We start from the raw sequence: 13,483 nt of genomic DNA on the forward strand, positions 1-13,483 counted from the left end.
GCCGCCGTGCAGGGGCAGGGGACCCTGCACCCGCGCCGTCGCACCCGAGACGGCCCGGGGGCGGAAAGCCCGAAGGGGGCGCGCCCCGCAGGGCGCGCCCCCTTCGTCGTCGAGCGTGCCCGCAGGGCCAAGGGCTAGCCGCGGGCCTGGAGGAGGTCCTCCAGTTGTTCCTCGCGGGCCTGGGCGGCCACGAAGAGCAGTTCGTCGCCGGGCTCCAGCGTCTCCTCCGCGTGCGGGGTGAGGACCCGGTTGCCGCGGATGATCGTGACCAGCGAGGTGTCCTCGGGCCAGGTGATCTCGCTGATCTGGGTGCCCGCGACCGAGGAGTCGGCCGGCAGGGTCAGTTCGACGAGGTTGGCGTCGCCGTGGCTGAAGCGCAGCAGCCGCACCAGGTCGCCGACGCTGACGGCCTCCTCGACCAGGGCCGACATCAGACGCGGCGTGGAGACCGCGACGTCGACGCCCCAGGACTCGTTGAAGAGCCATTCGTTCTTCGGGTTGTTCACACGGGCCACCACGCGCGGCACCCCGTACTCGGTCTTGGCGAGCAGCGAGACGACGAGGTTGACCTTGTCGTCACCGGTCGCCGCGATGACCACGTTGCAGCGCTGGAGCGCCGCCTCGTCCAGCGAGGTGATCTCGCAGGCGTCGGCCAGCAGCCACTCGGCCTGCGGCACCCGCTCCACCGAGATGGCGGTCGGCGCCTTGTCGACCAGGAGCACCTCGTGGCCGTTCTCCAGCAGTTCGCCCGCGATGGAGCGGCCCACCGCGCCTGCCCCGGCGATCGCGACCCTCATGCGTGTGCCTCCTCAGGCCCTTCGGCGAACGCCGCCTCGACCTTGTCGATCTCGTCGGTACGCATCATCACGTGGACGAGGTCGCCCTCTTGGAGGACGGTCGCCGACGTGGGCAGCATGGCCTCGCCCAAGCGGGTGAGGAAGGCGACGCGGACGCCGGTCTCCTCCTGGAGCTTGCTGACCTTGTGCCCGATCCAGGCGGCAGAGGTGTGCACCTCGGCGAGCTGGACACCGCCGCTCGGGTCGCGCCACAGCGGCTCGGCGCCCGACGGCAGCAGCCGGCGCAGCATTTGGTCGGCGGTCCACCGCACGGTGGCGACGGTGGGAATACCGAGACGCTGGTAGACCTCGGCGCGTTTGGGGTCGTAGATGCGGGCGGCGACGTTTTCGACGCCGAACGTCTCCCGGGCCACGCGGGCGGCGATGATGTTGGAATTGTCACCACTGCTGACGGCGGCGAAGGCGCCCGCGTCTTCGATGCCCGCCTCCCTCAGGGTGTCCTGGTCGAAGCCGACCCCGGTGACGCGGCGGCCGCCGAATCCGGCGCCGAGCCGGCGGAATGCGGTGGGGTCCTGGTCGACGACGGCGACCGTATGCCCCTGCTGTTCCAGGGTTTGCGCGAGGGCGGAGCCCACTCTTCCGCAGCCCATAATGACGATGTGCACGGCCGTCCTTCCGGCTGTCAGCGACTCGCTGGTACCCAGCCTCATTGCATGCTCTGGTTTAACAGGGTCTCAGACCATGGCCCAAGCTACACACGGGCGGTCACCAGTGGGGCCTCTTGCGTCGCAGTAGTGGTGCCGCCGGGGAGGAATTGCGGCGGGATTGCGGTATCAGGGGGTGGGGGGTTCGTCAGGCTGATTTCGAACGCTTACGATCCTCTGCGTGTCCAAACTGACCGACGTGCCCAAACGGATCCTGATCGGCCGGGCGCTACGCAGCGACCGCCTCGGAGAAACCCTCCTGCCCAAGCGGATCGCCCTTCCCGTCTTCGCCTCCGACCCGCTCTCCTCAGTGGCATATGCCCCTGGCGAGGTCCTGCTGGTCCTGTCGATCGCGGGCGTGTCGGCGTACCAGTACAGCCCCTGGATCGCACTCGCGGTCGTCGTGCTGATGTTCACCGTCGTGGCCTCCTACCGCCAGAACGTCCACGCCTACCCGAGCGGTGGCGGCGACTACGAGGTGGCGAACACGAACCTCGGACCCAGGGCCGGTCTGACCGTCGCGAGCGCCCTGCTCGTCGACTACGTCCTGACCGTCGCCGTGTCGATCTCCTCCGGGGTCGAGAACCTCGGCTCCGCCGTGCACTTCGTCATCGAGCACAAGGTGCTCTCGGCGACCGTCATGATCCTTCTGCTCACGCTGATGAACCTGCGCGGCGTGAGGGAGTCCGGCAAGCTCTTCGCGATCCCGACCTATGTGTTCGTCGCCGCCGTCTTCGTCATGATCGGCTGGGGCGCCTGGAAGGGCATCGTCCTCGGCGAGACCCTGACGGCGCCGACCGCCGACCTCGAGATCAAACCCGAGCAACAGGGGCTGGCCGGCTTCGCGATGGTCTTCCTGCTGCTCAGGGCCTTCTCCTCCGGCTGCGCGGCCCTGACGGGCGTCGAGGCCATCAGCAACGGCGTACCCGCCTTCCGCAAGCCCAAGAGCAAGAACGCCGCGGCCACCCTCGCCTACATGGGCGGCCTGGCGGTCACCATGTTCTGCGGGATCATCGGCCTGGCCATGGCCAGCGACGTGAGGATGGCCGAGAACCCCTCCGAGGACCTGCTGGCGAACGGCGTCCCGGTCGGCCCCGAGTACATCCAGAACCCGGTGATCTCGCAGGTGGCCGAGGCCGTCTTCGGCGACGGCAGCTTCCTCTTCGTCCTGCTGGCCGCGGCCACCGCGCTGGTGCTCTTCCTGGCGGCGAACACCGCGTACAACGGCTTCCCGCTGCTCGGCTCGATCCTCGCGCAGGACCGCTACCTGCCGCGCCAGCTGCACACCCGGGGCGACCGGCTCGCCTTCTCCAACGGCATCGTGCTCCTCGCCGGCGCGGCCATCCTGCTCGTCTGGGTCTACGACGCGGACTCGACCAAGCTGATCCAGCTCTACATCGTCGGCGTGTTCGTCTCCTTCACGCTGAGCCAGATCGGCATGGTCCGGCACTGGAACCGCCACCTGAAGTCGGAGCGCGACCAGTCCGCACGCCGCCGGATGCACCGCTCCCGGGCGATCAACGCCTTCGGCGCCTTCTTCACCGGCATGGTGCTGGTCATCGTCCTCGCCACGAAGTTCACCCACGGTGCGTGGGTCGCCCTGCTCGGCATGCTGATCTTCTACGGCACGATGAGCGCGATCCGGAAGCACTACGACCGCGTCTCCGCCGAGATCGCCGCCGCCGAGGGCCCGAGCGACGACAGCGTGCGGCCCTCCCGGGTCCACTCGATCGTCCTGGTCTCCAAGGTCCACAAGCCCACGCTGCGCGCCCTCGCCTTCGCCAAGCTGACCCGCTCGGACACCCTGGAAGCGCTCAGCATCAGCGTCGACCCGGCCGAGACCAAGGCGCTGCGCGACGAGTGGGACCGGCGCGGGATCAACGTCCCGCTCAAGATCCTCGACTCGCCGTACCGCGAGATCACCCGCCCGGTGGTCGAGTACGTGAAGGGCCTGCGCAGCGAGAACCCGCGCGACGCCGTCAGCGTCTACATCCCGGAGTACGTCGTCGGACGCTGGTACGAGCACCTGCTGCACAACCAGAGCGCGCTGCGCCTCAAGGGCCGGCTGCTCTTCACACCCGGTGTGATGGTCACCTCGGTGCCCTACCAGCTGGAGTCCTCGGAGCTCGCCAAGAAGCGGGCGAAGAAGCGCCAGGACTGGAACGCCCCGGGCGCCGTGCGCCGCGGCCCGGTCGACACCCCGCGGCCCCCGAAGGAGCCCGCCTCGAAGGGCTGACCGGGTTGGTGAACGGCCGGACGAGATCCACGTAAACTGGTGGGTCGGTCGTCCGGCCGTTACCTTTTGAGCCACTTTCTTGGAGTCTCCCCACCATGACGAGCGCCGAGCAGAACGAGAAGCAGTCACTGGTCGGGGAGGAGTACGAGGTCGAGGTCGGCCCCGTCGCGCACGGCGGGCACTGCATCGCCCGGACCTCGGACGGCCGCGTCCTGTTCGTGCGCCACACCCTGCCCGGCGAGAAGGTCATCGCCCGTGTGACGGAGGGCGACGAGGACTCGCGCTACCTGCGCGCCGACGCCGTCACCGTGCTCGACGCCTCCAAGGACCGCGTCGAGGCCCCCTGCCCTTACGCCGGCCCCGGCAAGTGCGGCGGCTGCGACTGGCAGCACGCCAAGCCGGGCGCACAGCGCCGGCTCAAGGGCGAGGTCGTCGCCGAGCAGCTGAAGCGGCTTGCCGGGCTCACCCCGGAGGAAGCCGGCTGGGACGGCACCGTGATGCCCGCCGAGGGCGACAAGCTCCCGGCCGGTCAGGTGCCGCAGTGGCGCACCCGCGTGCAGTTCGCGATCGACGAGGACGGCCGCGTAGGCCTGCGCAAGCACCGCTCGCACGACATCGAGCTGATCGACCAGTGCATGATCGCGGCCCCGGGCGTCACCGAACTGGGCATCGAGCAGCAGGACTGGCCCCAGATGGCCACGGTCGAGGCGATCGCCGCGACCGGCTCTCAGGACCGCCAGGTCGTCCTCACCCCCCGCCCCGGCGGCCGCCTCCCCCTCGTCGAGCTGGACAAGCCGGTCTCGGTCCTCCGGGTCGAGGAGAAGGACGGCGGAGTGCACCGCGTCCACGGCCGCCCCTTCGTACGGGAGCGCGCGGACGGCCGTACGTACCGCGTGGGCATGGGCGGCTTCTGGCAGGTCCACCCGCAGGCCGCCGACACCCTGATCAAGGCCGTCATGCAGGGCCTGATGCCGCGCAAGGGCGAGATGGCCCTCGACCTGTACTGCGGCGTCGGCATCTTCGCGGGCGCCCTCGCGGAACGCCTGGGCGAGACCGGCGCGGTGCTCGGCATCGAGTCGACGAAGCGCGCGGTCGAGGACGCCCGGCACAACCTGGCGGACTTCCCGCGGGTCCGCATCGAGCAGGGCAAGGTCGACCAGATCCTCCCGAAGACCGGTATCACGGAGTGCGACCTGGTCGTCCTGGACCCGCCCCGCGCGGGCGCCGGCAAGGGCACGGTCCGCCACATCGCGGGCCTCTCGGCCCGCCGCATCGCCTACGTGGCCTGCGACCCGGCGGCCCTGGCCCGCGACCTGGGCTACTTCAAGGAGAACGGCTACAAGGTCCGCACCCTCCGCGTCTTCGACCTCTTCCCGATGACGCACCACGTGGAGTGCGTGGCGATCCTTGAACAGGTTGCGAAGAGCTCCTGACCTGCACGTTTGTGGGTGCGCATTATGTGCACTATGGGCGTTACGGGCGATACCCTGACGCTGAAATGACGCTCGTGACGCTCATTTGACGCTCGCGGGAGACGTTTACTGACGAGCTGTCAGCATTGGCTGACGTCGCGTCAGTAGCGGGAGCCGTCGTCTCGGCCGGGCTGTGCGCCTGGTCGGGAAGACGGCTTTCTGCCTACCGTGGTGCCGAATGTCGGCCTCTGACGGTGCGATGTGCAAGAGCTCCTGCCGGTCACGCTCTGTAGCGACTCTGGGTCCCCGCTGCTCGCTTCGGCGGCATGGGCCAGACCCTCAGCCTGGCGGTTGCCGTCCTGGCCGCCGTCCCCAACCTCCGCGGACAGGACATCTAGCCGACGGCGGTCGAGTCGGGATCAATTCGCCGGCTTTCGGCCCGATGCCGGCCCATGTCCGGTAGAGCGGAGGCAACTGCCGGCTGCGAGCGTGAGGTGGCGCATGCACCGCTGGTCCCCGTTGAACGGCCGCCGACGCGAACTCCTGCGGAGGCTGGATGCCGGCGGGGAGCTGGGCTCGGCGTCGGCTGAACGACTTTCCGCGCATGCGCTGCGCGACCGAGGGCCGCTGGTCGTCGTACGCCGTGACGGGGCGGTGCGGGCCGAGGTCACCGAGGCCGGGAAGTTCTATCTGGAGCACGGTCACCATCCGGAGGATCCGCGGTACGCCGCCGCGCCCCAGGAGGGAGCCGAGAAGGCGCCTGTGGCGTACTCGGAGCGGGCTTTGGTTGGGGCGCGGCGCGCCACGGCGGAGCTGATCGAACGGCTCGTGGCTGAGCGGCGGGTGGTCGTTCCAGGGCCGGACGAGGCGACGGAAGCCTAATACCGGCGGGCCATCGACTACGCGAAGCGGCACAATCTCACGTCGGCGGGGAAGCGCATCGAGAAGCTCCGCCTGTGGAACCGCGACCTTCGGATCTCCCTCGAAGACGGGCCGCATCACAACGCGAAGAGCGAGAGGCCGGAGAGCGCGCCGCCGATCCCTGTCTCCGCCCAACTGCGCTCCCTTCAACCAGTGGTGGCTGCTCTCAAGGGAGACCAGTGCCGCCTCGCCGTGTCCGCGACTCTTCGGAGCAGGGCTCTGCGTCTGCTCCAGGGCCTGTGTGCGGAGGCGGTGAAACGGGGCCACACGGTACGGGAGCACCCGATGGATGGGAACTACCGCAGCCGGGCCTATGCGTTCGGCGGCACGTACGTCCCATCTCGTCCCTCCCGGCGCGAGGGCGAGCTGGACCTGGCCGTCGGCGACTTCACGTACACGGTGACCATCAAGCAGGAGTTTCCCCAGTCCGAGGACCCGGAGCGGGCGCACAGTCTGATGATCGAGCTCCCGTACAGCCGATCGGGCCGCCAGGGCAAGTGGGCCGACCGGAAACGGTGGAAGCTGGAGGACGTCCTCGGCGCGGTCCTGCGCGAGGTGGAAGTCCGCTCGCGAGAGGACGCCCAACGCCGGATCGACGAGAAGCGGGCCGAGGAGGACCGGAAGGTCCGGTGGCAGGCTGCGATGGACTCGGCGCGGGAGCAGGCGATCCAGGCCCAGCTCGCCACTGTCCTGCGTGAGCAGGCGCAGGACTGGCATCAGGCGAGAGCTGGGCTGTACGGAACGACGAAGCTCCTGGTAGACGGGTTCTCGACCAAGATCACCCGTGTCCGCCAGGAGCTTCGCGTGCTTGTTCACCCGTCGTCGATCGATCTGTCCACCAGCACCCTGCGGCACCTGACCGGGCAGCTCACAGTTCGGCAACGGGAGATCGGTACCCGGTGGCGACGACTGCCCGCCGGCCGTCAGGCCCTCCTCACCCTGGCCCACCTGCGGTGCGGCGACACCTACGCCCAGCTCGCCGCCGGCTTCGGAATCGGCATCGCGACCGTCTACCGGTACATACGCGAGGCCATCGAAGTCCTGGGCGCTCTCGCGCCGACCCTGGCCGAGGTGATGGAGACGGCCCGGACGAAGGCGTTCGTGATCCTGGACGGCACCCTGCTGCCGATCGACCGGATCGCCGCCGACACCCCGTACTACTCGGGCAAGCACAAGCGGCACGGCATGAACGTGCAGGTCCTCACCGACCCCTTCGGCCGACTGCTCTGTGCGTCACCAGCCCTGCCCGGAGCCACTCACGACCTCACCGCCGCCCGAAGCCATGGCATCGTCGACGCGCTCGCCGCCGCGGGACTGAAATGCTGGGCGGACAAGGCCTACCAAGGCGCCGGCCTGCACATTCCGGTCCCCTTCCGGGGCCGCCTGCTCAAGCGCTGGAAGCGACGGCACAACAGCAGCCACGCCAAGATCAGCTGCGTCGGCGAGCAGGCCATGGCCATGCTGAAGGGCTGGCGCCTCCTGCGGAAGCTCCGTTGCAGCACCAACCGGATCACCGACATCGTGAAGACAGTCCTCGTCCTCCACCACGCCTCAACATGAGCTTGGAAAAGGCTCATTGACCTGGCCGTTCCCGCCGATGTCCCCATAGCCGACCTGTTGCCCACGGTGATCAGCTACGGAGGAAGGCCCTGGAGGAGTCCGGCCTGGACCACGGAGGTTGGATCCTCCAGCGCTTGGGCGGCGCACCGCTCGATCCTGAGAGTGTCTTGGACTCCCTCGCGTTGCGCGAGGGCGAAGCCCTCTATCTCAGAGCCCGGGACGAGGCGCTGCCGGACGTACACCTCGACGACCTGGTCGACGGCATCTCCACGGCGATGCAGGACCAGTCGCACGGCTGGAACGCCGATGCCAGCAGGCGTCTTCTGCACGGTCTTGCCGCCGCCACCATGATGCTCGGACTCGTCGCTCTCGCCCTGCCCGGTGCGGCCGGGTGGATCAGGGCGATCGGAGCCGCGACCGCAGGGCTGCTGGGGCTGGAGAGTTCGAGGATAAGGACGCTTCCCGCGCAATTGCTGTCGATGTTGCCCACCGGGCCCGACCTGACGCCGGAGTCCGCTTCCCTTTCCCTCGGTGAGGCAAGAGTAACACTGCGTTGTAGCTGATCGGCGCCCATGGCCAAAGTGTCATGCCCTGGAGTGATATGACTCAGCGTAACTTCCGTGACGCAGGGGCATGCCCCTGGGGGGAAATGCCCGAGAACGCCCCATCTCGCCTCGGCTTTTGCTCGATTGAGCGGCGGCTCCTTTGGTTATTGCTCGATCGAGCATTCCTCTTGACCGGTTGGCGGGAGTTGATTACGGCTGGAATATTGCCCCTCAGGGCGGGTCGGTCTATCTTTTGGCTCGTCACACGTCGCGCCCTGTGGTAGGTCCCGGAGGCGCTGAGTTGAATTCTTCCGAAGGGGGATCTCTGGTGGCGATGCAGCAGTCCGAAGAGGGCGCAACACGGAATGGGATCATGGCGCTGGAGCAGGCTTACTCCGGTGTCCTGAAGTGTCAGCAGGACGTCCAGGGGACGCGGCAAAACCTCGCGTCTGGATATGGAGGGGCCGACGGCGGCCAGTACGGCAAGCTCCTGGATCAGTGGGACGGGCATGTGGATACGATCCTGACCAATCTCGACAGAATGGTGGACGAGCTCAACAGCACGCTCACGGAGCACGGTCTGGCCCAGGGTTCCGCGAACGAGTCCATCGACTCTGCGTACTCGCAGGCGACGAATGTCTTCGACACGCTCAATCCGGGTGCCGGCCACAGTTCCTGATCGCTGCAGCCGCCCCGTAATACCGCACGCCCGCACACCGCACTGCCGAACCACGCCCCGCCCACAGGTGATGGCTCGGAATCCGACCCCTCGCAGTCGAATCGAGGCTTCTATGGACTTCAGCGACGGCTACATCTACGTCGACTACAACCATGCTGAAAATGCCGCGGACGACATGGTCTCCCAGTCGCAAGCGATCATGAGTATCATCGCCAACCTGGAAATGGAACTCGCGGAACTCAGGAACACCTGGATAGGTGACGACCGCGAGGTCTACAGTGAGGTCCAGGCGAAATGGGACCAGGCTGTCGAAAACATCAAGGCTCTTCTCGCTAGTCACTCCGCGCTCCTCACGGACATCTCAGGGAACTATCGCTTCACCGAGAACAATCTCGCCCAGAAGTGGGGGGACATTCGAATCGGAGGCCGCTGATCGATATACAGCCATGCGCCGTCGTTCTACGCCGTGCCGGGCGAGATCGACGGCGCTGACACACCTCGTCACATGAGAAGGGAGGTCCGGTGGCCGACAAAGGCCGAACGCCGACGGTTCTCGACAGCGAGTGGTTGAAGCGATTCATTCACGAGAACATCGATGAATTTCGTGCCACTTTGCAGAAGATTCTCAAGGACGACCCTAATGGGCGCGCCATCAGTTTCATCGCCGATGCCATGCTCACCAGCACCACCCTCGTCGCCACCAAGCCGCTTGCGTTGGGGCTCATGGCCGGCGAGAAAGGGGTCGGTGGAGGGGATCTCAATAAAGCGATACAGGAGACGGCGGCGAGCATCGTAAAAATACTCACCGACCAAAATCTGCTGTGGGAAGAAGTGGAAGACGCTCTTCGGGAGACCATCCAGAGGATGCGGGAGAGGCAGGGGAAGAGCCTTCAAAAGATCTCGACCGAGACCTTCCTCGATCTCTTCGAGGATGTGGACACCGCTGTGAGTTCTGACATGCCCGCCAAGGACGCCTGAGGAGAGGCTGGAGCCCCGCCATGGCCGACGTGCCTGCCGTCACGAACAACGATGACAACTGGAAGAGAGCGGTCGAACTGCTCACCGGATACATCCTGCCGGAACGTTCCACGTTGTTCGACACCCTCAAGGGCAATGACGGCATTCCCCTGATGCACGTCCGGCTGCACAAGGTCGGTGGCTCGAAGTACCTTCCAGGATGGGTGAGTTCAGGCGGGTGGGGCCGGAGCAACTCGGACTTCGTCCTGCCCTACTACCGAGACCAGGACGGGGGCGCGGAAGATCCCGCGCCCGGAAACGAATACCTCTCGCACTACAAGGCCTTCATCACACTCATCGGGCGCAAGGCAGGTTCGGCTCCGCCCAGTGGTGACGACGTCGTCGCCGGGGGGAAGAGGACGAGCGGCGCGCTCAAGGACAAGGGCATGTGGAACAAGGAGGGCGGGGCGCTCACCTGGGATGCCTTGCCTTTGATGCAGTACGTGCGTGGTTTCCGGGCAGCCCTGGACAAGCTCGCGCTGTACCCGCACACCACGCAGGGCTTCGAAGACAGCGGCATCTCAGTCGGCGATGACGCCTTCGTGGACCTGCTGACCTTCACCGAAGTGGCCAAGTCGTTCGACCGGGTGGTGCAGTTCTTCCAGGACAGCGCCAAAGAGATCGAGCGCTGGAGATCCGAGGACATCGGCGAAGGCAGCAAGGCCTGGGCCGGCACGGGGGCGGAGCTCTTCAAGGAACTCGTGGAGAAGCTCGCCAAGAACTACGAGGGCTACGCCGAACAGGGTGGGTAAGGGCGAGGGATTCGTCCCGACCGTTTCGATCGAGGGCGAGGTGATCGGGTCCGCGCCCGGCCGCGCGGTGATGAACGCACAGTTCATCATCCAGCGAGAAGCCGTAAACTTGATCAATGCCTGGGAAGCGTGGAGGCCGGAGAGCTCGCCGCACCGCTGGCTCTACGACATGTTGATGGACGCTCAGCTCAGCATGTTCGACAACCAGTACACCCAGGTCGATTTTCGCTCCGGTGCCCGGGGCGACATCAGCATCGTTGCGGGGGCAGGCTTCCGCAACACCATCACCATCGAGGGCCAGGACTATGGTCCGCCGAACGAGTTGGCGACGTGGAAGGCGATCGGGGACGAGGCCGTCCGTCGCTGGGAGAACTCGGTACAGGGCTGGTTGAGTGCGGCGGCCGCGGACGTGATCGTCGCCATCGACTCAGCGCTGCGAGCGGCCGACGATCCGTTCGGGCAGAAGGTGACTGACGTCTCCAAGGGTTCCCTCACCGCTCTCGCGGACGAGGCGGAAGCCAAGAAGGAGAAGGAGGACGCGAAGAAGGAGAAGGAGGACGCGAAGAAGGAGCGGGAAGAGGTCCGGACGCAGAACGAGCAGGACCGCAAGGAGGCCAAGAAGGAGCAGGAGGCCGCCAAGGAAGAGGCCAGGAAGGAGCGGGAGGAGGTCCGGGCGCAGAACGAGCAGGACCGTGAGGAGGCCCAGCAGGCTCAGGAGTCCGCCCGGGCCGAATTGGACCGCGCCAACGCCGAGGCCCTCACCGAACGCAACGCCGCCGAGCAGCAGGCCGATCAGCAGGAAGCCGCGGCGAAGCAGGAGTTCGAGCGGGAGAAGGCGGAAGCCGAGGCCGAGCGGGAGCAGGCCCGACAAGAGGCGGATGCGGCTCGGGCCGAGTCGCAACAGCAGCTGGACCGGGATCTCGAGGACGGTCGAACCAGCGCGGAAGACGCGCGGCGGGAGTTCGACGAGCGGAACGCCGAGATCGACGCCACCGAGCGGGCCGCTCTCGAGGGCGCCGACCGGCGCGAGGCCGATGCCAAGGGGAAGTTCGAAGAGCAGCGTGCCGAGGCCCAGCAGGAGCGGGAGGACGCCCGCAAGGAGGCCGAGCAGGCGCGCCGGGATGCCAGGGCGGCTTTCGACCAACGCATGGGTGACATCCAGGCGGACCAGGATCGTGTGGCGGCCGGCGACAAGAACATGGAAGATCTGATCCGTCAGCGCATCGCCGACCTGCCTCAGCCCGATCTGCCCCGCGGCGGTGCGGGCAGCCCCTTCTCCGGCCAGTTCAGCGACAACCTCTTCAACCAGGGCGACCTGGCGGGCGCACTCGGCCGTGGAGGCGGCGATCCCGCGCTCGTGGGGGCGAACGGCGCCGCCGGCGGTGGCGGTTCGCCCGGGATGATGCCGCCCATGATGCACGGCATGGGCGGTGGCGGTGCCGACGGAGGCGCCGGGGAGCGGACGCGCACCGTCGTCGATCGCAACGGCCGCCCCACACGGCAGTCCCCGGCTCCGACGACAGAAGACGAGGAGCACCGGGTGGCCCCGCGTGGAACGCAGACCAGCAGCAACGCCACTCCCTTCATGCCTCCGATGGGTGGGGGAGCGCCCGGAGGGGGACAACAGACCAAAGCAGCGGGGACCGAGAACGGACTTCGTGGCTCGCGGAGGACGAAGACGTCTGGGGTACGGACGAAGGCGGCCTGCCGCAGGCTCTGGGCCGATGAAACCTGATACGCAGAGCAGGCCGGAGAGGGAATCTCGTGAGTGAGTCGATGGAAGACCGCGTCACCAAGGCGATGGCCGACCTCAAGGCCACGGAGAAGGCCGTCGCCAAGGCTGAGGCGGTGTTCCGGAAGACCTCGTGGACGGGAACGTCGGCGGACCGGTCGGTGCAGGTGACCGTCGGTTCCAAGGGCGAACTGGTGAGCATCGACTTCCTGGACGGCAAGTACAGGCAGATGGCCGCCTCACAGCTGGCTGACGCGGTGCTCCAGGCCTCTGCCGATGCGCGCGCCGACATGGCCCGCCAGGTCATCGACATGCTGGAACCTCTCACCAGGAAGCTCACCGGGGGTTCGGCGAAGGAACGACTCGGAGTCGACTGGGAGAAGCTCTTCGGTCCGCTTCGGAAGGACGTGGCCGCCGGTGAGCGGACACCGTCGCCCATGAGCCGGCTGCGTGACGAGATCGACGACGAGGAAGAAGAAGGGAGCACCCGCCATGGCTGAGTATTCCGCTGACATGGAAAAGGTTTTCGCCGGGTCCAGGCACATCGCCGACGCCGTGAGGTCCTGCAAGAGACTTCCCGTCCAGTTCGAGGACTCGCTTGAGCGGTACTACGGGTGGTGGGGACAGGAAGGCGGGGATGACCAGTTCGCCAACGTGGTGGGGCAGCAGTGTGTGGAGGAGCAGGAGAGGGTCTTGACGACGTTGCGGTCGATCACGGAGGGGCTTACGGCTCTGATCGGGGTTGTAGCGGCGCAGGCCGAGCATGTGCAGAAGCCGCAGGTGGATGCGCTGGATGACATTGTCACGCAAGGCACGGCTAGTGAAGACGACGCGAAGCGGTAATATACGGTGATTGATTTCTCGCCCGAGCTCCGGGGGTTTATTGAGGTCTGGGTCGGTGCGAATGTTGCGACCGGCAATGAGGACCTGGGTTATGCGAGCCGGTATCCTTATGAGGATCTGGCTGATGACCTCCGTGAGTTGTCGACGTCGTTGACGAGTGCGGTGTCGACGGTGGGGAATTCTCTTCCGCCGCGGGTGGCGCGGGAGTTCATTGCCGCGTTGAATTTGTTTGTCGATGATGGTGGGCGGAATCATCTTCGGGATTTCGCTGATCAGCTTGACGGG

General features: G+C 67.0%; 14 protein-coding genes. 12 read left to right on the plus strand and 2 right to left on the minus strand.

Going from position 1 to position 13,483, the window contains the following annotated elements:
• Nucleotides 1–134: 134 nt before the first annotated feature.
• Together OG332_RS32995 and OG332_RS33000 are read right to left on the minus strand one after the other, a co-directional pair.
• A complete protein-coding gene (locus OG332_RS32995) occupies nucleotides 135–797 on the minus strand; it encodes a potassium channel family protein (protein ID WP_327416861.1) in 663 nt (220 codons plus the stop codon).
• Entirely contained in the window at nucleotides 794–1,462 is a 669-nt protein-coding gene (locus OG332_RS33000) for a potassium channel family protein (RefSeq protein WP_327416862.1), read from the minus strand. The genes OG332_RS32995 and OG332_RS33000 overlap by 4 nt, the downstream gene beginning before the upstream one ends.
• A gap of 220 nt (nucleotides 1,463–1,682) precedes the next feature.
• Here OG332_RS33000 and OG332_RS33005 point away from each other — a divergent pair, with 220 nt between their 5' ends.
• From OG332_RS33005 to OG332_RS33060, 12 genes are all read left to right on the plus strand, one after another.
• Nucleotides 1,683–3,737, plus strand: a complete 2,055-nt coding sequence (locus tag OG332_RS33005) for an APC family permease (RefSeq protein ID WP_327416863.1) — start codon at nucleotides 1,683–1,685, stop codon at nucleotides 3,735–3,737.
• A 95-nt stretch (nucleotides 3,738–3,832) separates the two neighbouring features.
• Nucleotides 3,833–5,170, plus strand: a complete 1,338-nt coding sequence (locus OG332_RS33010; protein ID WP_327416864.1) for a class I SAM-dependent RNA methyltransferase — start codon at nucleotides 3,833–3,835, stop codon at nucleotides 5,168–5,170.
• Between the two features lie 480 nt (nucleotides 5,171–5,650).
• Complete coding sequence (locus OG332_RS33015; RefSeq protein ID WP_327416865.1) at nucleotides 5,651–6,031, plus strand: hypothetical protein; 381 nt, start codon at nucleotides 5,651–5,653, stop codon at nucleotides 6,029–6,031.
• Nucleotides 6,032–6,874: 843 nt separating this feature from the next.
• Nucleotides 6,875–7,630, plus strand: a complete 756-nt coding sequence (locus tag OG332_RS33020) for a transposase family protein (protein ID WP_327419458.1) — start codon at nucleotides 6,875–6,877, stop codon at nucleotides 7,628–7,630.
• Nucleotides 7,631–7,764: 134 nt separating this feature from the next.
• Nucleotides 7,765–8,193: a hypothetical protein gene (locus OG332_RS33025; RefSeq protein ID WP_442816249.1), complete on the plus strand. Its 429-nt coding sequence runs from the start codon at nucleotides 7,765–7,767 to the stop codon at nucleotides 8,191–8,193.
• A gap of 316 nt (nucleotides 8,194–8,509) precedes the next feature.
• Nucleotides 8,510–8,854: a hypothetical protein gene (locus OG332_RS33030; RefSeq protein WP_327419134.1), complete on the plus strand. Its 345-nt coding sequence runs from the start codon at nucleotides 8,510–8,512 to the stop codon at nucleotides 8,852–8,854.
• Nucleotides 8,855–8,966: 112 nt separating this feature from the next.
• Nucleotides 8,967–9,287 (plus strand): WXG100 family type VII secretion target, encoded by a 321-nt coding sequence (locus OG332_RS33035; protein ID WP_327412682.1) that lies wholly within the window; start codon nucleotides 8,967–8,969, stop codon nucleotides 9,285–9,287.
• 89 nt (nucleotides 9,288–9,376) lie between these two features.
• Nucleotides 9,377–9,832, plus strand: a complete 456-nt coding sequence (locus OG332_RS33040) for a type VII secretion system-associated protein (protein ID WP_327412681.1) — start codon at nucleotides 9,377–9,379, stop codon at nucleotides 9,830–9,832.
• Nucleotides 9,833–9,852: 20 nt separating this feature from the next.
• Nucleotides 9,853–10,623, plus strand: a complete 771-nt coding sequence (locus tag OG332_RS33045) for an AAWKG family protein (RefSeq protein WP_327416866.1) — start codon at nucleotides 9,853–9,855, stop codon at nucleotides 10,621–10,623.
• Nucleotides 10,616–12,358: a hypothetical protein gene (locus OG332_RS33050; RefSeq protein WP_327416867.1), complete on the plus strand. Its 1,743-nt coding sequence runs from the start codon at nucleotides 10,616–10,618 to the stop codon at nucleotides 12,356–12,358. Before OG332_RS33045 ends, OG332_RS33050 begins: the two co-directional genes overlap by 8 nt.
• A gap of 29 nt (nucleotides 12,359–12,387) precedes the next feature.
• Entirely contained in the window at nucleotides 12,388–12,855 is a 468-nt protein-coding gene (locus OG332_RS33055; protein ID WP_327416868.1) for a YbaB/EbfC family nucleoid-associated protein, read from the plus strand.
• The gene (locus OG332_RS33060; RefSeq protein ID WP_327412678.1) at nucleotides 12,848–13,198 is read left to right on the plus strand and encodes a hypothetical protein; all 351 of its coding nucleotides are present in this window, start codon (nucleotides 12,848–12,850) and stop codon (nucleotides 13,196–13,198) included. The genes OG332_RS33055 and OG332_RS33060 overlap by 8 nt, the downstream gene beginning before the upstream one ends.
• Nucleotides 13,199–13,483 lie beyond the last annotated feature (285 nt).

This window comes from Streptomyces sp. NBC_01233 (assembly GCF_035989305.1).
Lineage (GTDB): Bacteria > Actinomycetota > Actinomycetes > Streptomycetales > Streptomycetaceae > Streptomyces.